This window comes from Paenibacillus sp. E194, from assembly GCF_000935845.1.
GTDB classification, from domain to species: Bacteria; Bacillota; Bacilli; order Paenibacillales; family Paenibacillaceae; genus Paenibacillus_B; species Paenibacillus_B alvei_B.
Window position 1 is genome coordinate 1 of sequence record NZ_JMDX01000131.1, and the last position, 16,835, is coordinate 16,835.

The 16,835-nt window shown below is 48.1% G+C and carries 17 protein-coding genes and 1 pseudogene; 7 read left to right on the forward strand and 11 right to left on the reverse strand.

Going from position 1 to position 16,835, the window contains the following annotated elements; translation table 11 throughout:
- Positions 1-962: DNA topoisomerase (locus AZ66_RS17730; protein ID WP_044356048.1), on the reverse strand; the 962-nt coding region annotated here is incomplete at its 3' end.
- Between the two features lie 133 nt (positions 963-1,095).
- Here AZ66_RS17730 and AZ66_RS17735 point away from each other — a divergent pair.
- From AZ66_RS17735 to serS, 4 genes are all read left to right on the forward strand, one after another.
- On the forward strand, positions 1,096-1,827 hold the full coding sequence (locus AZ66_RS17735; RefSeq protein WP_044356049.1) for a TraX family protein: 732 nt from the start codon (positions 1,096-1,098) through the stop codon (positions 1,825-1,827).
- A 98-nt stretch (positions 1,828-1,925) separates the two neighbouring features.
- Positions 1,926-2,651, forward strand: a complete 726-nt coding sequence (locus tag AZ66_RS17740) for a TraX family protein (protein WP_044356051.1) — start codon at positions 1,926-1,928, stop codon at positions 2,649-2,651.
- Between the two features lie 36 nt (positions 2,652-2,687).
- Positions 2,688-3,167 (forward strand): glutathione peroxidase, encoded by a 480-nt coding sequence (locus tag AZ66_RS17745; RefSeq protein WP_021259550.1) that lies wholly within the window; start codon positions 2,688-2,690, stop codon positions 3,165-3,167.
- 382 nt (positions 3,168-3,549) lie between these two features.
- A complete protein-coding gene (serS, locus tag AZ66_RS17750) occupies positions 3,550-4,833 on the forward strand; it encodes a serine--tRNA ligase (protein ID WP_044356052.1) in 1,284 nt (427 codons plus the stop codon).
- A 51-nt stretch (positions 4,834-4,884) separates the two neighbouring features.
- On the opposite strand, the gene AZ66_RS17755 is transcribed toward serS, so the two are convergent.
- The 3 genes from AZ66_RS17755 to AZ66_RS17765 form a co-directional block, all read right to left on the reverse strand.
- The gene (locus AZ66_RS17755) at positions 4,885-5,403 is read right to left on the reverse strand and encodes a VanZ family protein (protein WP_044356053.1); all 519 of its coding nucleotides are present in this window, start codon (positions 5,401-5,403) and stop codon (positions 4,885-4,887) included.
- Positions 5,404-5,416: 13 nt separating this feature from the next.
- Entirely contained in the window at positions 5,417-6,382 is a 966-nt protein-coding gene (locus AZ66_RS17760; RefSeq protein WP_044356054.1) for a copper amine oxidase N-terminal domain-containing protein, read from the reverse strand.
- 329 nt (positions 6,383-6,711) lie between these two features.
- The gene (locus tag AZ66_RS17765; protein ID WP_044356055.1) at positions 6,712-7,377 is read right to left on the reverse strand and encodes a tetratricopeptide repeat protein; all 666 of its coding nucleotides are present in this window, start codon (positions 7,375-7,377) and stop codon (positions 6,712-6,714) included.
- Between the two features lie 165 nt (positions 7,378-7,542).
- On the opposite strand from AZ66_RS17765, the gene maa reads away from it, so the two are divergent.
- Positions 7,543-8,109 (forward strand): maltose O-acetyltransferase, encoded by a 567-nt coding sequence (maa, locus tag AZ66_RS17770; RefSeq protein ID WP_044356056.1) that lies wholly within the window; start codon positions 7,543-7,545, stop codon positions 8,107-8,109.
- 176 nt (positions 8,110-8,285) lie between these two features.
- Here the strand turns inward: maa and AZ66_RS17775 are convergent, their stop codons facing one another.
- A complete protein-coding gene (locus AZ66_RS17775; protein ID WP_044356057.1) occupies positions 8,286-9,245 on the reverse strand; it encodes an MraY family glycosyltransferase in 960 nt (319 codons plus the stop codon).
- Positions 9,246-9,496: 251 nt separating this feature from the next.
- On the opposite strand from AZ66_RS17775, the gene AZ66_RS17780 reads away from it, so the two are divergent.
- A complete protein-coding gene (locus AZ66_RS17780; RefSeq protein WP_044356058.1) occupies positions 9,497-10,417 on the forward strand; it encodes an aldo/keto reductase in 921 nt (306 codons plus the stop codon).
- 262 nt (positions 10,418-10,679) lie between these two features.
- Entirely contained in the window at positions 10,680-11,306 is a 627-nt protein-coding gene (locus tag AZ66_RS17785) for a nitroreductase family protein (protein WP_044356059.1), read from the forward strand.
- A 147-nt stretch (positions 11,307-11,453) separates the two neighbouring features.
- Here AZ66_RS17785 and pstA read toward each other — a convergent pair whose 3' ends face one another.
- The 6 genes and pseudogenes from pstA to AZ66_RS32800 form a co-directional block, all read right to left on the reverse strand.
- Positions 11,454-12,335: a phosphate ABC transporter permease PstA gene (gene pstA / locus AZ66_RS17790; RefSeq protein ID WP_021259559.1), complete on the reverse strand. Its 882-nt coding sequence runs from the start codon at positions 12,333-12,335 to the stop codon at positions 11,454-11,456.
- Positions 12,332-13,285 (reverse strand): phosphate ABC transporter permease subunit PstC, encoded by a 954-nt coding sequence (pstC, locus tag AZ66_RS17795; protein ID WP_021259560.1) that lies wholly within the window; start codon positions 13,283-13,285, stop codon positions 12,332-12,334. Before pstC ends, pstA begins: the two co-directional genes overlap by 4 nt.
- Before the next feature lie 83 nt (positions 13,286-13,368).
- Positions 13,369-14,232, reverse strand: coding sequence for a phosphate ABC transporter substrate-binding protein (locus AZ66_RS17800; protein ID WP_044356060.1), 864 nt, complete (start codon positions 14,230-14,232; stop codon positions 13,369-13,371).
- 26 nt (positions 14,233-14,258) lie between these two features.
- Entirely contained in the window at positions 14,259-15,704 is a 1,446-nt protein-coding gene (locus tag AZ66_RS17805) for a stalk domain-containing protein (RefSeq protein WP_044356061.1), read from the reverse strand.
- Between the two features lie 246 nt (positions 15,705-15,950).
- Positions 15,951-16,664: a class I SAM-dependent methyltransferase gene (locus AZ66_RS17810; protein WP_197081727.1), complete on the reverse strand. Its 714-nt coding sequence runs from the start codon at positions 16,662-16,664 to the stop codon at positions 15,951-15,953.
- Between the two features lie 25 nt (positions 16,665-16,689).
- Positions 16,690-16,835 (reverse strand): annotated as a pseudogene (locus AZ66_RS32800) (HXXEE domain-containing protein); the annotation flags it as partial.

Here is a 16,835-nt window from a genome sequence, read left to right on the forward strand (position 1 = left end):
ATATCAGAGGACAAGTACCGGCTGTCCGTTCGTGGATACGTGACGAGTTTATGCTGCTCATACAGACGCTGTAGTACATTCGAGGTTTGCTTGGCCGAGAATCCATAACGGCGGTTCGCATCCCGCTGCAGTTCCGTTAGGTCATAAGCAAGCGGGTGCGGCTCACTCTTAGTAGACTTCTTCAGTTCCGTCACGACCGCTTGCCGCCCATTCTGCAACTTAGCAGCTGTTGCCTGCGCTGCCTGTTCGTTGAAGATGCGGCCGTCTCCATTCGCGCCGCGCCATACCGCTTCGAAGCTGCCGCAATCGACGTGAATGGTGTCATACTCTTCAGAGTGGAAGTTCTTAATCTCCTGTTCGCGCGACATCATCATCGCAAGCGTTGGCGTCTGTACACGCCCTGCGGATAATGGAGTCTCGAACTTGCAGGTTAAGGCGCGAGTCACATTCAAGCCGATCAGCCAGTCCGCCTCTGCCCGGCAGCGAGCAGACTCATACAGCCGATCGAATTGATTGCCTGGCTTCAGCTGACGGAATCCTTCCTTAATCGCCTTATCCGTCTGCGACGAGATCCATAGGCGACGGAACGGCTTGTTCCACTTCACCATTTCCATGACCCAGCGTGCCAAGAGTTCTCCTTCCCGCGCGGCGTCTGTCGCAACGATCAGTTCCTTAATATCCTGTCGCTTGCACAGCTGCTGAACAACCTTGAATTGATGAGACGACTCCCGCAGCACCTTCAGTTTCATCTTCTGTGGGATCATCGGTAAGTCTTCCAGATTCCATGTCTGATATTTCTTATCATAGTCTTCTGGCTCCGCCAATCCAACCAAATGGCCTAATGCCCATGTGACAACATAGTCAGGTCCTTCAAAATATTGTTTATGAGACGTGCGGCATCCAAGCACTCTAGCAATCTCACGACCAACCGACGGCTTCTCTGCAAGTACGAGTGATTTCATACATCCATTCCTTCCCTTCATTCTGCTGCCCCTATTATAGCATGACCTTCAACCGACTTCTGGCTTCTGATATGATAAGGGTGTGTGTTTAGCAATTTGCATGGCATATGTAGGGAAAGGAGAAACTAAAGTTATGTCGTTCAACGCCTTTCAGCTGAAGCTGCTTGCAGCCATGCTCATGACATTGGATCATATACAGGCATACTTTCCGGACTCCGTACCTCTCGCTTTTCATTGGCTCGGCCGCATATCAGCACCCATCTTTTTCTTCCTGCTTATTGAAGGCTATACATACACCCGCAATCGGAAGCGTTATATGCTCCGTCTTGCTGCTGGAGCTGCCAGCATGGCTATCGGAAGCACATTGCTCCTCCAGTTGCTGCCCGGCGGCTCGATTCCGAACAATATTTTTCTATCGATGCTCGGGGCGCTAGTCCTACTGGCATCCTATGAATGGACGCTGCGTTCCGAATCCAGTGCTGCAGGATGGATGCTCTGTTGTGCGGTAGCCGCTGCTATGGTTGTTGGCGTCGAATTCAGCTGGCTAGCCGTATCCATGACCCTCGTGTTCTATTTGTTCCGTGGACGCAAGCGAGCGATGACAATTGCATATATCGCCTCGTCTCTCGTGTTCACAGTTGGGCTCGATTTGTTCGATTTGTTCATTTACGGTGAGACAGCGATGTGGGTCGAAGAATATAGCTTGTGGACATACTCGCAATGGATGATGGTATTTGCCATTATCCCCATTGGTTTATACAATCAACGACGCGGCTATCAGTCCATGTGGGCCAAATATGGATTCTATCTGTATTACCCGCTCCATATCTGGATCCTGTACGCAGGCAGTATTGGGTTTGAATGAAGGAAAACTACGAACCAACGCTAACTAGCTCCCATTCTACAGCGAATTAAGCTGGCATCTACGAACTACAACATCAGAATAGAATTGGAGGATTCATTGTGCGTTTGGATGGTTTCAAATTAAAGCTGCTCGGCATGACGCTTATGCTACTTGACCATATGAATCAATTCCTGCCGGATATGCCAATATGGTTCGGCTGGCTTGGCCGCATTGTCGCGCCAATCTTCTTCTACTTTATCGTTGAGGGCTTCTTTCACACTCGGAACCGAGGCAAATACATGCTCCGCTTATTTACATGGGCGATCATTACCAAGCTTGGCAGCACACTGCTTACACTCATCCTGCCAAGTGAGTCTGTCAGCATCATGAACAATATCTTCATGTCCCTGCTGCTGGCTCTTCTTCTCCTAACTGCTATCGAATGGACGAAACAGACTCGCAACTATGCGTTAGGAACCCTGTACATCATTCTTGCTATTATAGGCGGATCAATTACAGAAGCTTCCATACTTGGTGTGGCCATGACGCTGATCTTCTACCTATTCCGCGAGCGCAAGGGACAAATGGCATTCGCATATGTAATCCTGATGCTGCTTATCTCCCTAGGCCTCGGATCGCTAGGCATCCCGATTGAAGAAGTATTCACCTATGACAATTTATTTGTACTGAACTACCAGTGGATGATGATATTCGCAATTATCCCGATACTTCTCTACAACGGAGCACGTGGTTATCATGCCAAATGGTCCAAGTATATGTTCTATGTATTCTACCCGGCGCATATTTGGATTCTATATACAATCGGAGTGCTCATTCGAGGATAAAGGGATTGATAAAGACAATAAAGGAGAGAACGAATTATGACTACAGTATATGATTATTCCGTTAAGAAGCCTAATGGAGAAGTAACATCGTTGGATAGCTATGAAGGTCATGTGATCCTTATCGTCAATACTGCCAGCAAATGCGGCTTCACCCCTCAATTTACTGAGCTCCAGCAATTGTATGACCAGTACCAAGACAAAGGCTTGGTCGTTCTCGGGTTCCCTTGTGATCAGTTCGGCAATCAAGAGTTCGCAGACATGAAGGAAACGATGGAATTTTGCCAATTGAATTACGGCGTCAACTTCCCTATGTTTGCGAAGGTAGATGTGAAGGGCGACAATGCAGAACCGCTGTTCCAACACTTAGTGACGGAGAAGAAGGGTTTGCTCGGAAGCACCGATATTAAGTGGAACTTCACGAAGTTCCTCATCGACCGCAAGGGTACTGTTGTGAAGCGATATGCACCGCAGACGTCCCCATCCAAGCTGAAGGAAGATATTGAAGCCTTGCTGTAAGGCACAGCAGGAGATGAAACCATCATGACGTCTAAGCCGGTCACCAACATACGGGCGAATAGTGCGTTGACTTTTGGGAAAGATGCTATATAATAATATCAACAATTTAGATACGGTTATTCGCCAATGAAGAGCATCCAACTCGGAGGCGTTCTCGTCAAGGCGTCGGCTTGCCCGGCGTGCCCTAAGTGAACCGGCACCGCCCGTTACCGCGGAACCAAGAGGATTTTCAGCATGCTTCCGGTGTGCTACTGCTTACTTGCAGCGCTGAAGATCAAGTTGGGTGGCACCGCGAGCTAGCGCTCCTCGTCCCAATCGGATGAGGAGCGCTATTTGTATTTCTATTCGTACAACATCACTCGCGGTAAAGGAGACGGTTCACATGCTAGATATGAAATGGGTTCGCAATCATCCAGAAGAGGTGCAGCTGGCAGCTCGGCAAAAAGGAATAAACTTCAATGTTCAGGAACTGCTTACATGCGATCAGCTTCGCCGAGAGCTGCTGCAGAACACGGATGCCTTGCGTCAGGAGCGCAATACACTGACCTCCCGGATCGCAGCAGCGATGCGCCTAGGAGAACAGCAGAACGAAGTTGACACATGGAAGGCGCAAGTACGCCAATACAACGATAAGCTCGCACAATTTGAGGCGAGGCTAACCGAGACTGAGCAACAGTTCAACCACCTACAGCTTCTGGTGCCGAACATCACATCTGCGGATACTCCAGTCGGCGCTTCGGATGTGGATAACGTAGAGGTGCGGCAGGTTGGGGAAATTCCCAGCTTCGAATACCCACTGCTCGACCATGTCGAGCTTGGCGAGCAACTAGGCCTTATCGACCTTCGTCGCGGGGTTAAGGTGGCAGGCTCTCGCGGCTACTATCTGAAAAATGCTGGACTGCTTCTTCATCGTGCTGTACAACAGCTTGCACTCGACCTGCTCATGGATCATGGGTTCACTGTGATGGATGTTCCACTTATGGTTCGTCAGGACGCGCTCGTCGGTACCGGATTCTTCCCGCTTGGCGAGGATCAATGTTATGCTCTGCCTGAGGATGGCCTGTGGCTTGTTGGCACATCGGAAGTAAGCCTCGTCTCCTATTGCAGCAACGAAATTGTAGACGTCACCGAGCCGATTCGCATGGCTGGCGTATCTGCCTGCTTCCGGCGCGAGGTAGGCTCCGCGGGTCGAGATGTTCGCGGCCTATACCGCGTCCATCAATTTGCAAAAGTTGAGCAAGTCATCATTGCACCGAACGATGCCGAGATGTCGAATCAGCTGTTGGAGGAAATGGTAGGCTACTCGGAAGCCATCCTGCAAGCGTTGGAGCTTCCGTACCGTGTAATGGCAGTATGTACCGGGGACATGTCGCAGAAGACGCATAAGCAATACGATATCGAGACATGGATGCCATCACGTCTTCAATTTGGAGAGACACATTCTGCATCGAACTTGCTTGATTTCCAAGCTCGCCGCTGCAACATTCGCTATCGCGACGAAGCGGGAGAGCTCCAATATTGCCATACCCTGAACAATACAGCAGTAGCCAGCCCACGAATTCTTATCCCACTGCTGGAGAATCATCAACAGGCTGATGGATCCATTCGCATTCCAAAAGCCCTTCAGCCGTATATGCGTGGTATGGAAGTTATCAAGCCTATATAATTACAAGAAGGCCGCTGGAGATCATACCTCCAGCGGCCTTGCTTCCTTGCTTTATGGAAAATGCAGCCCTCTTCTCTTCCCCTTGCGGCGGCTGAACAAGCCTGCGATGAGGAACAACAGCACGACGAGCACAACCCCAATCGAGTCTACCGCGACGTCAATCGCATGTCCGGTTCGATTCGGGACGAAGCTCTGATGCCACTCATCGGATGCTGCATATGCAACACAAATGAGTGCGCCGATGACAATCGCTACCCAACGTTCCCATTTCATGGCGAGCAGTGTTCGAATGACAAGAAAAGCTAATATCGCGTATTCCGTTACATGTGCTCCCTTGCGAATAAAAAACTCCACAAAATCATAAGGCTGCTTCCAAGTCACCAAGCCGCCATCATACGTAAACACAATATGCGGCAACCACTGCTCCAGTATCGGCAGCGGCAGCCAAGCCGCGAGTGTCGGCCGTAGATCTTGATCCGCATACGTCTGAGAAGACTTATAGAAAATAAAAGCCATCCATGCTACTGTGGCAAGCAGCCACCATACCATTTGCTTATTCCGTACCTTCATGTGTACTCCTTCCTTACATGCGCTCCTCCAGGAGAGGTCGCACATCCGTCCGCTTCTCTCCTCGAATAGACATTACTGCGTCAGCATTTGATCGCAGCTTCATCTTCACCTCGAACTTGCCAAGCTCCGTCGAACGGCCTTGCGCGTCTATTTTACCATACGTAACGAAATCCTCTATGGGAAAGGAATGACGGAAGTATACCATCGCTGAGCCGAAGTCTGGCTTGCTTCCGATTTCTTCAATAACCTTATCCGCGGTCGTACCCGTTCTCCCCTGCCATATGACCTCAGCCAATCCGTCCTCTGAAATCTCAATGATGCTTGTAACATCCTTAATATGATAGCGGTAGCGAAGCGCCTCCCCTTCTGGGAACACAATGGACGCCTCGAAACCTTCTGACCGCGGCTTGATCTCCCGGTTCGGATAGACGAGCGGCAGACGCAGCGCTTCCTGTCGGGCTGTATCCAGGTCTCCCGCCCGTATCAACTCGTCACGCTTCACCCGCTCTGGTGTGCGAATGATGGCGGCCCTCTTCTTCGCATCCCATTTGACCTTGCCGCCGAGCGCTTCACTAATGAATCGCAGCGGCACATAAGTATGGCCCTCTATTATTCGAACAGGGGCGTCAAGCGCCACCTTTTTCCCATTCACCCAAGCGATAGGCTGTTCCGCAACCAGCTTAATCGTACGCGATTTATCGGCAGAGTATACCCATACCGTTTTGGCAGCTGAATCCCATGTGTAGGTGATATCCTGCATGCCTTTATTGCCATCCTGAATGAAATAGCTATAATCATCAAATGCAAACAGTGGAACGACGATATGCTGCTGATCCCATCGCCACTCCGATATGTCGTATCCATTGAAGTACACCTTCGTCTGCTGCTTAGCGGATGGTGCTGCTTGTTCGGCCTGTGCCTGCATCGAGGAACCGAACCATACCAACATGCTTATCATGATGAGCAGCCACTTTCTCATATTCGTTCCGCTCCTTTCACAATCTTTACTTTCCTTAGGGATTCTACTTCTTTAGACATATCCCTGCTAGAAAAAGTTTCATATTTCGACGAAATACGAGGATAATGAGGCTCAAAATATTACTATGTTAGCAGCATTTAATGTCTTGCAAGGAAACGTGAAAATGAACGAACTCTATTCAATTTCTTCTGAAGACCTAGCAATGATAGTATGCTCATGTCCTTCATGAACGAAATCTGCATAACACATCGCAAAAAGCTCTGTCATTCGACAGAGCTAATTCGAACATAATTTGTTTCCATACCACTATCGTCCATGTGCCACGCTTGCTATTTCTTTATTGCACATCGCAGCATCCATTTGCGTTCCTTGCGCTTCATATATCGAGGCAGTCCCCGGTAAATATGGATGCCCTCTTCCCATGCCTTCTTCGCATCTTCCTTCTGTCCCATCTGCTCATACAACACACCAAGCCGATAGTAAGCTTCACAAGAGGAAGCGTGAATATCTTGAAAAGACTGCAAGTAAGCTACAGCCTTCGCCTTATCCGCATTGGAATATATCGCAGCGAGCCGCAAATAGGGCTGCCCGTATTTGACTCGGGGATTCAATCCCAATGCGCGAACAATAGCCGCTTCTCCCAACTTGTTATCCCCTGTATGTAAATAGCAGGCCCCCAGATCATCCCAATACTCTGCTGATTGCTCCATTCGCTCCTGCAATGGTTCGAGATATTCGCGTGCTTCACGATAGCGTTTTCGTTCCATCAGCAGCCTTGCTAGTTCATGCTTGGACGATACATCATGGGGATTCGCCACCAGCTGCTGCCGGAGCTTCGAAGTCCGACTCCATCTCTTAAGCGGTTGGAAGATACTCGGGGATAATCCAATGAACTGCCGATCAACGAAGTATACAATCAATAGCAATACGATGATCGCAAGAAATGGGTTGCCAAGCAGCCATGTAAGCATACCGAAAGCTAGTAATTTACTCAACGTTGTTTCACACCCTCTACTAAGATGCAACCATCATACCATATTTTAGGATATCCAAAATAGAATAGATTCTCTTCCTTGCAAATGATGCTGTCACCCTCGATAATAACGGTATTACACAACACCCCCTGCTTATTACAGGGATATGGAGAGGAGCAACACACGATGACCATACGTACAGAGAAAGAAAAAATGATAGCAGGCGACATGTATATGGCCGCAGATGAAGAGCTATTTAGAGATCGTGAACAAGCGAGACGCCTAACTCGCATGTACAACCAAACGATTGAAACAGACTATAGCGAACGAACAGAATTACTCCAGGAGTTATTCGGTGCCGTTGGTGAAGGCGCATACATTGAACCAACCTTCCGCTGCGATTATGGCTACAACATTTATCTTGGCAAAGGATTCTATGCGAACTTCGACTGTGTAATGCTGGATGTATGCGAGATTCACATTGGGGACAACTGCTTCCTCGCACCAGGCGTTCATATCTATACTGCGACTCACCCATTGGATCCCATGGAACGAATCTCCGGTGTTGAATTCGGCAAGCCAGTTACAATTGGGGATCACGTATGGATTGGCGGTCGCGCGATCATCAATCCAGGCGTCAACATCGGAAATAATGTTGTCGTGGCATCCGGTGCAGTGGTTACGAAGGATGTACCGGACAACGTCGTCGTTGCAGGCAACCCTGCACGAATTATTAAGCATATTGAAGTCTAGCACAATGATAGAACAGGCCCCGAACCAGTAAAGGTCGAGGCCTTCATTGCTTTGTAATGGGCCATATGAACGCTCCGATAAAGGATAAATCCCCCTTACCAGCAACCCATTTGCTAAAATTGCAAAAAGAGCCTTTCCTGAATGGAAAGGCTCTCTATCGTCATGTATGAATTGTCTTATACCTGAAGCAATGTCAAAATAATGGACGTTAATCCGAAGCACAGATTGACTAAGCACAACACGGCCACTACCTGCTTCTGATTCAGACCTCCTGCCAACAGCCGATAATGAGCTTGCGTAGCATCGGCCTTGTAGACAGGCTGGCCATTCAGCATCCGACGAATGACAACGAATACGTTATCTATAATTGGAACACCTAAGGCCAATATCGGAATGAACAAGGACAATACAGTCGCCTGCTTGAAGGCACCATCTAAGGCAATTACGCCGAGAATAAAACCTAAGAACGTCGCACCTGCATCCCCCATGAACACCTTCGCCGGCGGCTTGTTAAATCGCAAATAGCCAATGGATGCTCCCACGAGAATAATGGCCATCATCGCAGATACATTCTGTCCTTGCGCAAGTGCCACTGCGAACAATGTGCCACCCGATATCGCTGTTAATCCACCTGCCAGACCATCCATTCCATCCGAGAAGTTAATAACGGTTGTTACACCGAAGATCCACATCACAGTCAAGATGCACTGCAGCCATGCAGGCAAGTTCACGAACTCATGCGTGAATGGATTCGTAAAGCCTTCGAAGGTAATTCCTGATAGATACACGATAACTGCTGCGCATATTTGCACGAGCAGCTTCGGCAGTGCTGGAAATTCCTTGCCATGCGTCTTGTACCAGTCATCAACTGTGCCGATTGCAAGAATCAACAGCCCTCCGCTAATAATCGCGATGGATTCGATCGCAGAATTCCGGACAAAAATAACATAGGATACAATAAATGCGATAAATATGGCAATACTCGCCGTAAGCGGGATTGGCTCCCGGTGAATTTTCCGTTCATTGTCCGGCATGGGCTTGTCTACAAAATCAATGCGGAATGCAAGCTTGCGCAGTGGAGGTATCAAAAACATCACGATACATGAAGAGATTAGAAAAGCTAATAAATAATACATACCTTCCTCCTGTAATCATGCGTTATTCAGACATAATAAGTAATCTTACTGAAACATACTTTGCAACTATAACTCATATTATCATGAATAATAGCGGATATTGAAATTAAATTTTTTTATCTAGGTTCTGTCATACCGAACATTCCCGTTTATAGGCTTGGCACAACTTCCTGTGCTATCATTACGGTAAGCAGCATACACATCAACCCTAAAGTCAATATGTGAACAATATAGAAAGGTGTGAGTCTTCTATGCAATATCGCAAACTGGGCAAGACAGGAATGAAGGTGTCGGTGATCGGCGTAGGTACTTGGCAATTCGGCGGGGAATGGGGACATGATTATACCCAATCAGAAGTTGATCGTATCCTACATAAAGCAAAAGATCTTGGCATTAACTTCATCGACACGGCTGAATGCTACGGAGACCACTTGTCCGAATCATTCATTGGGGATTACTTAAACCGGGACAACCGCGAGGATTGGGTCGTGGCAACGAAGTTCGGACATCATTTCCATTCCCACTTGAATCGGACGAATCAATATGGCGCGCCAGAAGTGTTGAAGCAGCTTGATGATTCCTTGCGTGCACTCAAGACCGAGTACATCGATTTATACCAATTCCATTCGGGAGATGACGAGGCATTCAACAATGACGCGCTCTGGACCATGCTGGACAAGCAGAAGGAAGCGGGTAAAATTCGTCATATCGGTCTATCCTTGAACAAAAGCAACAGTATGCATCAGACTACCAATGCAGCCGATATAGGCGCAAGTGTCATTCAAGTCGTCTATAACCGACTTGATCGAGGCCCCGAGCAGGATGTGTTCCCTTCCTGTACTCAGCAGAACCTGGGCGTTCTTGCACGTGTCCCACTCGCTAGCGGCTTGTTAAGCGGCAAATACAAGCCAGGAACATCCTTCGCCGACAACGATGTGCGTCATCGCCATGAGCAGCAGTTCATAGATGATCGTCTGCAGCAAGCCGAGCTCATTCGCCAGACCGAGGTACCCGAAGGAGTAAACTTGGCTGAATGGGCGCTCGCCTGGTGCTTGCGCCATGACGCGGTTACAAGCGTCATTCCTGGCTGCAAGAACGAAGCCCAAGTCGAGGCCAATGCGAGAGCTGCACGACTCGTATCTGCGGATCATCCTCAGCTCTGGCAGAACTAATTTCATTTCGCCAATATCCTGTACCATCCGCATCTGCGAATAGTACAGCATCAGCAGACGAGAGGCATGCATGCCTCTCGTTTTTTTCGTATTAAAATGCGCCTCTCTCCGCTTTTTACAGCTTGCCGATGTTCAGGGGGTTCAACAATATGTGTGATAAATTTAATATTTTTTCGTAAATTACTTACTTTATTATAGTTGATATGATATAATCTTTTTACTACCAATTAACGGATGATAAACGGACCAGGAGATGATACATATGCATGATGTTGAAACAATTGTAAAACAAAGGCGCTCCGCTAATAAATTCTTGAAGGATATCGAAATCTCGGAAAAGGAGCTTACCGAAATGTTCTCGCTCACGAAGTTCGCTCCTTCCGCATTTAATCTGCAGCATACACATTATGTAGCAATTACGGACAAAGACAAAATGAATGCACTATACGAGGCTGCATTCAAACAATATAAAGTCTTGACCGCATCGGCTGTCATAGTTGTACTCGGTGATTTGGATGCCTATAAGCATGTTGGCGCCATGAATGAGGGGCTTCTCAATCTAGGTGTCATCAGCCAACAGGAATACGATCAAATCGTAACAAGTACGACGGAATTCTACACAAGTCTTGGAGAATCCTTCCGCCGTGAGGATGCCATTCGCAATGCCAGCCTCTCTGCCATGCAGCTCATGCTTATTGCCAAGGATAAAGGCTGGGACACTTGCCCGATGATTGGATATGATCCAGATAAGGTCCGCAGTGCGCTCAACGTCCCTGATCATCTCGTTCCCGTTATGATGATCACCATTGGCAAGGAGGATACGTCCAGCCAGCGCCCACGCGGATATCGCAAGCCTGTTCACGAATTCGTTACGTTCCATTCCTTCTAAGCTTCCAAATCCATTATGAAAAAAGCTTCCCGAAACAAGCCATCTCGGGAAGCTTTTTTAGGTTTGCGATTGTTTTGGACGACCAGCACGATAACAATCCCATACGGGAGAGCCTGTTGGCTCTTCCACATGGGATGATGAATGGACTTACTTTTTCAATTTGCGATTATTGAACCAGAGTGGAATGCGGAACACGAGATTGATGAATAAGACGACGAAGACGAGCACTGCTGCTGCCTTATCGGCAATCTGACTAGCATCCTCTACAATTGCCTCGGATTGTACATACCAGAGATGAACGGCAAGTGTTTCGCCCGGGGAGAACAGATTGAAGTCCCACATCTCTCCGGAAGTACTCAAACCCGCAGTAAGAATAATAACCGCTGATTCACCGAATGCACGACCTGCTACCAAGCATATGCCTGTAATAATCGCTTGAAGTGCTACGGGGAGAACGACTGTACGAATCGTCTGGAACTTCGTTGTGCCAAGTGCATAAGCTGCATTGCGCAGCTCAGCCGGCACATCGCGGATCGCTTCTTCCGTAACGCGGCACAGCATAGGAAGGTTAAGGAATGCCAAGCTTACTGCCCCGCCTAATATCGTGAGTCCAACCTGGAAGTACTCTGCAAAGATAGCCAGCCCGAGCAAACCGAACACGATCGAAGGAACGGATGATAAGGATTCCACACACATACGAAGTCCTTCTGTAAAGCGATTTGCAGGCGCATATTCCGCCATATAAATACCCGCCCCTACTCCAATTGGTACGGAGATTAGCAATGACAAGATCAAAATGTAGAACGAGTTGAACAATACAGTGCCGATACCGCCCCCCGCATCCATCTCTTCCGGAACCTTCATTAAGAATTCCAGGGTGATGCCAGGCAGTCCCTTGCTTAATATGGTGTACAACAGCCAGAAGATCAGCATCAGCACTGCTATTCCCAGCGCATAGAACAGCCCTGTAGCCACCTGATTGTACAGCTTGGCGCGATTGTTTTTGCCGCTTGCTGTGAACGAACTCATGCGCGATCGCCCCCTCTCTTGCTAATGAATCGAATAACGACAATCAGCAGGAAGGAGATGAGCAGGAGCAGGAATGCCATCATATGAAGCGCGTAGTTCCATGTTGAATCGAATTCCACGTTCGAGATTTGCATGACGATGTTGCTCGTAAGAACCGCCGTTGGCGTGAACAACGAATCGGCAAGCTGTGCCGTATTTCCGATGACCATAACAACGGCCATCGTTTCTCCAATTGCACGGGTCATACCCAGAATAATTGCTGCAACAATTCCCCGCTTCGCAGCGGGGAGTACAACTCTCATAATTACCTGCAAGCGGGTGGAGCCTAGCGCATAAGCCGCTTCCCGATATTTCTTCGGTACGGCTGCAATCGCTTCGTCACTGACCCGACATATTGTCGGTAATATCATAAGGGATAGAACGAGCGCAGCCGCCAGCAAGCCGTCTCCCAAGTTCTCCCCTGTCCATTCACGAATAAGTGGTATTAATACTGTCAATCCAAGATATCCATACACAATGGAAGGAATCCCAACCAGCAAGTCGAGCACTGGTCGTACGAACCTTTTGAACCACATTGGAGAGATCTCCACAAGCAGTACGGCCATACCAACAGAAATCGGAACGGCTATCACCAGAGTTAGCCCTGTTAATAGCAGTGTGTTAATGATAAATGCACCGGCCCCGAATTTCCCATCTTCCGGCGTCCAATCAAGTGATAAGAAGAAATCTGACAGCGAGATGTCGCGGAAGGTCAAGATTCCCGTCTTGCCAATGAAAAAAATGACGAGTCCGAGCACAACACATAAAGCTAAAATGCACAGCAGGAATAAGTACTGGAACAGGCGGTTCGTAAATCGTACCCGAGCATAACGATCGAACCGGCCTTTCTTGGATGCAGTTAGGATATTGGCTCCGGCTACCGGCGCCAGCTCTTGAACAGGCGTGCTCATTCTCGTTCCCCCATAGAACAACCAGCCCCCGTCTTCCTGAGGGCTGGCCGTGAATGAAATCTCTTACCGTGAATCGTTCAAACTTACTTCATTGCAGAAATCGGGATGAACTTCAACTTCTTCAACGAACCTTGTTGGAACTTCGCGCTTTGAATGTACTCAATGAATGCTTTTGTAGCGCCAGTTGGTTGACCTTTTGTCATGTAGTAGCCATATGCCCATACAGGGTACTTGCCTTTGATTACGTTGTCAGTAGAAGCTTCTACGCCGTTGAATTTAACAGCTTTAACATCGCTGTTCACGTATACAAGGTCGATGTAGCCGATTGCGTTAGGTGTTGTTGCAACAGCTGTCTTCATGTCGCCGCTGGAACCAACTTCTTTGTAGTTGTCCTTCTTCTTCGAAATGTCGCCGCCATCCAATGCTTTCAATTGGTAGTTAACGCGCGTACCGGAACCGAAGGAACGAGTGATAACAACGATATCTGCGTTGTCGCCGCCAACATCTTTCCAATTCGTAATTTTACCGGAGTAGATGCCTTTCAACTGTTCAGTTGTCAGGTTGTCTACCTTTACGTTTTTGTTCACGATTGTCGCGAATGGAATTACCGCTACTTTGTGAGCAACTTGACCTTCGAATGCTTTGAATCCTGGAACGTCCATGCTTGCATCCCAGTCGCATGCGCCGATTTCAGCGATGCCTTTCTTAACAGCTTGTGGTCCAGTGATGGAGCCTTTACCGGAAGCTGCAACTTTCACTTTTGGATGCAGCTTCTGGAATTCCTTCGCTGCTTGCAGTGTCATTGGCAACAATGCCGTAGAACCGTTGATTGTTACTTTTCCTTTCAATTCGTCCTTAGCCAGAGCTGTAGACGCTCCTCCAAAAGCTGAAGATACAAGGAATAAAGATGCGAGAATTGCCAAAGACGCGATTTTTAATTTTCTCATTGTTAATGCTCTCCCTTCGTAACTGTTTATTTCGTTAACGCAACCGCTTGATTATTAGCTACCAATTTGACTTGTCCATTCTCGATAACCGCAACTTGAGAACCATCTGCGGATGGGAATACTTCTGTAATCGCACCATCATTTGTATACAGCTTCGACTTGGAACCGTCTGCCTTTACTGCATAGATGCTGGATTTGCCGTCTTTTTCTGTAGCGACAATGATTAATTGACCTTTCGCAGAAGTAACCGCCAAGGATACGTCCAGATCAGCTACGAGATCCGATACTTTCTTCTCCTTCGCTTGAACAACCTTCAATACGTTGTTCTCAACTGCACCATCTGCATCACCGCTCACATAGACAATAGCTCCGTCTGAAAGAAGGTTCGGATACAACTTGTTGTCTGTCGATGTCGTCAATTGAACCGGCTTCGCATCCTTCGCAGTCAGATCCAGTGTGAACAACTGGGAGCCTGCCCCGGAGAAATCGATGGACAAGGAGTCTTCTGTGCTGTCCTTGTCATTTTTCGCTACGCCTGTAATGTTAACTGCGTACAGAACTGTCTTGTCATCTGCTGACAGGCGGATGTCCGACTTGTTTTCTACTTTGTCAGCCAGCACGCTAGTAATCTTGCCGCTGTCTACGCTCACGTAAGCGATTTTCTCTTGCTTGTCCCCTTGTACGAAGTACACTTTTTTACCGTCTGCGGACCATGTCAGATCGGTCTTTACGGAAGTATCTTTACCAATTGCCTGTGCAGTTCCAAGGCTCAGATCCAGCAAGTACAATTGGCTGGACTCGTCCGTAAATACGCCCCACTTCAGGTCAGGCGATACTGCTGTGCTTGCTGCATTCTCATTAGAAGTCAATGCATCGTATACCCGGTATGTAGGATTCCATTTATACAATTGAACCGTTCCATCAGATTCGCGAGCCGCTATCACTTCACCGTTGCTGTTTACGCGCGGGGAGCTGAAGTCGCCCTCGAGAGGCTTCACACTAACAACATCCAGCTTGCTGCCGGAACCAGATACTTCTCCACCAAGTGCTTCAACAAGTGCGTTGAGCTCAGCGTAGATCACACCTTTTTGCTCTAGCGGTGCAACTGAGAAGTTCTTCGTAGCGGCGTCTACTTCATAAGCGCCCGAGTTCACTCGAACCGTAATCGTCCGCGCTGGGTTGCCCCCAACCAACGTAATCACGCTTTTGCTCTCAGCTTGGATGTGTGCACCAAAAATATTGGCGATGTCGCGAACGGAGTACAGTACCGTTCCTTTGACATTCAGTGTGCGAATATTGCTGCTTGCACCATCAACCCCGATTGACAGATTGGATGCTTTTGCTGCTTCCTTCGTCACTGCTGCGATGCTTGCTTGCCCTTTGTTTACTTCCGCTGCGCTGACAGCACTAGTAGAAATGATCGTGGATAGTGCGAGCGACGTTGCGATGACCGTTAACATGTTACGATTCATGTCTTCACCCTTTTCTCATGGCAATAGGTATTGCAATAGGCTTCTGGAAGTATTTTCACATACGAATGTTAACGGGAATCGTGAGTAATATTTTGGATTTGTAAATTTTTAGGTTTACGCAAATAAAAAAAGCAGCCTTGATTTCCCAAGGCCGCCTGTTCTGAATGCTCACACTTTACGTTCACTCTACATACATTGCTTGCAGTTTCGCTCTCTCCACAGGAGTTACACCGAGTCCCTTCTACGCTACTTTTTCTTGATGTATAGCATTGTATTGCCGCCGCGCATGAATTCATAAGGAACCGTATATTCCTGCACCTCACAGCCAAAATGCTTAGCCTGCTCGATCACGATGTCTACTTGAGGCGGGCGCTTCCCTGCCAAGTCAATCAACGGGAAAATTCGTACTTCCTCCTTTGCTACACGAAGCAGCTCAACAAGCGTATTGCGGTGAAACGCTACATCCAACCGATCTCCGTACATGAAGAGGAAATGTGCGGAGAGAACCACATCAAACTCCCCGTCCTCGAAAGGGAGAGACGGAAGGGTCGCATGAACATACCGATGCGGTTCTTCTCTTCGATGTGCCGAGCAGTCCTGCAATGCCTGCATGCGATGGGCCCGCAAGCCATCGATATCACCGAAGAACTCCCACTCGTACTGTTCAGCAGCATGCGCCATCTGCTCCATCGCATGCGCTACATCTTGAGTTCCCTTCCGTTCCAAATCATCAACAGCATGCTCATAAGCGATGTCGCACGCTACAACATCAATTCCTTGACGAGTTGCCGCTGCGGTGAAGGAACAAGCCCCTGACGGGCAGTCCAGTATGCGCTTGCCTTGCAGCTCTTCGATATTCAAGTCAAACATGCTGATATATTCATCGTAGGTTCGCCCGATAAATACAATACGCTCCAAATCAAGTTTCATACCTCTGTCATTCTGTTCAATCCCCGGCATCTTCATCTCTCCCTACTTTTTTCATTTACATCTGCTTGGAATAAGGGCCTAATTGATTCGCCGTAAAGCGATATGGGGAGTTCGGATTCTTGAGCCACATATTCCCCTTAACGATCAAGACATATACGGCAGCAATGAAGTAAACCGTTCCTATGATCCAATCGGATGTAT

Bases quoted from the DNA above. Each gene is read 5' to 3' on its own strand.
- AZ66_RS17735 (WP_044356049.1), top strand. From the start codon at position 1,096: ATGTCGTTCAACGCCTTTCAGCTGAAGCTGCTTGCAGCCATGCTCATG.
- AZ66_RS17745 (WP_021259550.1), top strand. From the start codon at position 2,688: ATGACTACAGTATATGATTATTCCGTTAAGAAGCCTAATGGAGAAGTA.
- serS (WP_044356052.1), top strand. From the start codon at position 3,550: ATGCTAGATATGAAATGGGTTCGCAATCATCCAGAAGAGGTGCAGCTG.
- AZ66_RS17755 (WP_044356053.1), bottom strand. From the start codon at position 5,403: ATGAAGGTACGGAATAAGCAAATGGTATGGTGGCTGCTTGCCACAGTA.
- AZ66_RS17760 (WP_044356054.1), bottom strand. From the start codon at position 6,382: ATGAGAAAGTGGCTGCTCATCATGATAAGCATGTTGGTATGGTTCGGT.
- maa (WP_044356056.1), top strand. From the start codon at position 7,543: ATGACCATACGTACAGAGAAAGAAAAAATGATAGCAGGCGACATGTAT.
- AZ66_RS17775 (WP_044356057.1), bottom strand. From the start codon at position 9,245: ATGTATTATTTATTAGCTTTTCTAATCTCTTCATGTATCGTGATGTTT.
- AZ66_RS17780 (WP_044356058.1), top strand. From the start codon at position 9,497: ATGCAATATCGCAAACTGGGCAAGACAGGAATGAAGGTGTCGGTGATC.
- AZ66_RS17785 (WP_044356059.1), top strand. From the start codon at position 10,680: ATGCATGATGTTGAAACAATTGTAAAACAAAGGCGCTCCGCTAATAAA.
- pstA (WP_021259559.1), bottom strand. From the start codon at position 12,335: ATGAGTTCGTTCACAGCAAGCGGCAAAAACAATCGCGCCAAGCTGTAC.
- pstC (WP_021259560.1), bottom strand. From the start codon at position 13,285: ATGAGCACGCCTGTTCAAGAGCTGGCGCCGGTAGCCGGAGCCAATATC.
- AZ66_RS17800 (WP_044356060.1), bottom strand. From the start codon at position 14,232: ATGAGAAAATTAAAAATCGCGTCTTTGGCAATTCTCGCATCTTTATTC.
- AZ66_RS17805 (WP_044356061.1), bottom strand. From the start codon at position 15,704: ATGAATCGTAACATGTTAACGGTCATCGCAACGTCGCTCGCACTATCC.
- AZ66_RS17810 (WP_197081727.1), bottom strand. From the start codon at position 16,664: ATGCCGGGGATTGAACAGAATGACAGAGGTATGAAACTTGATTTGGAG.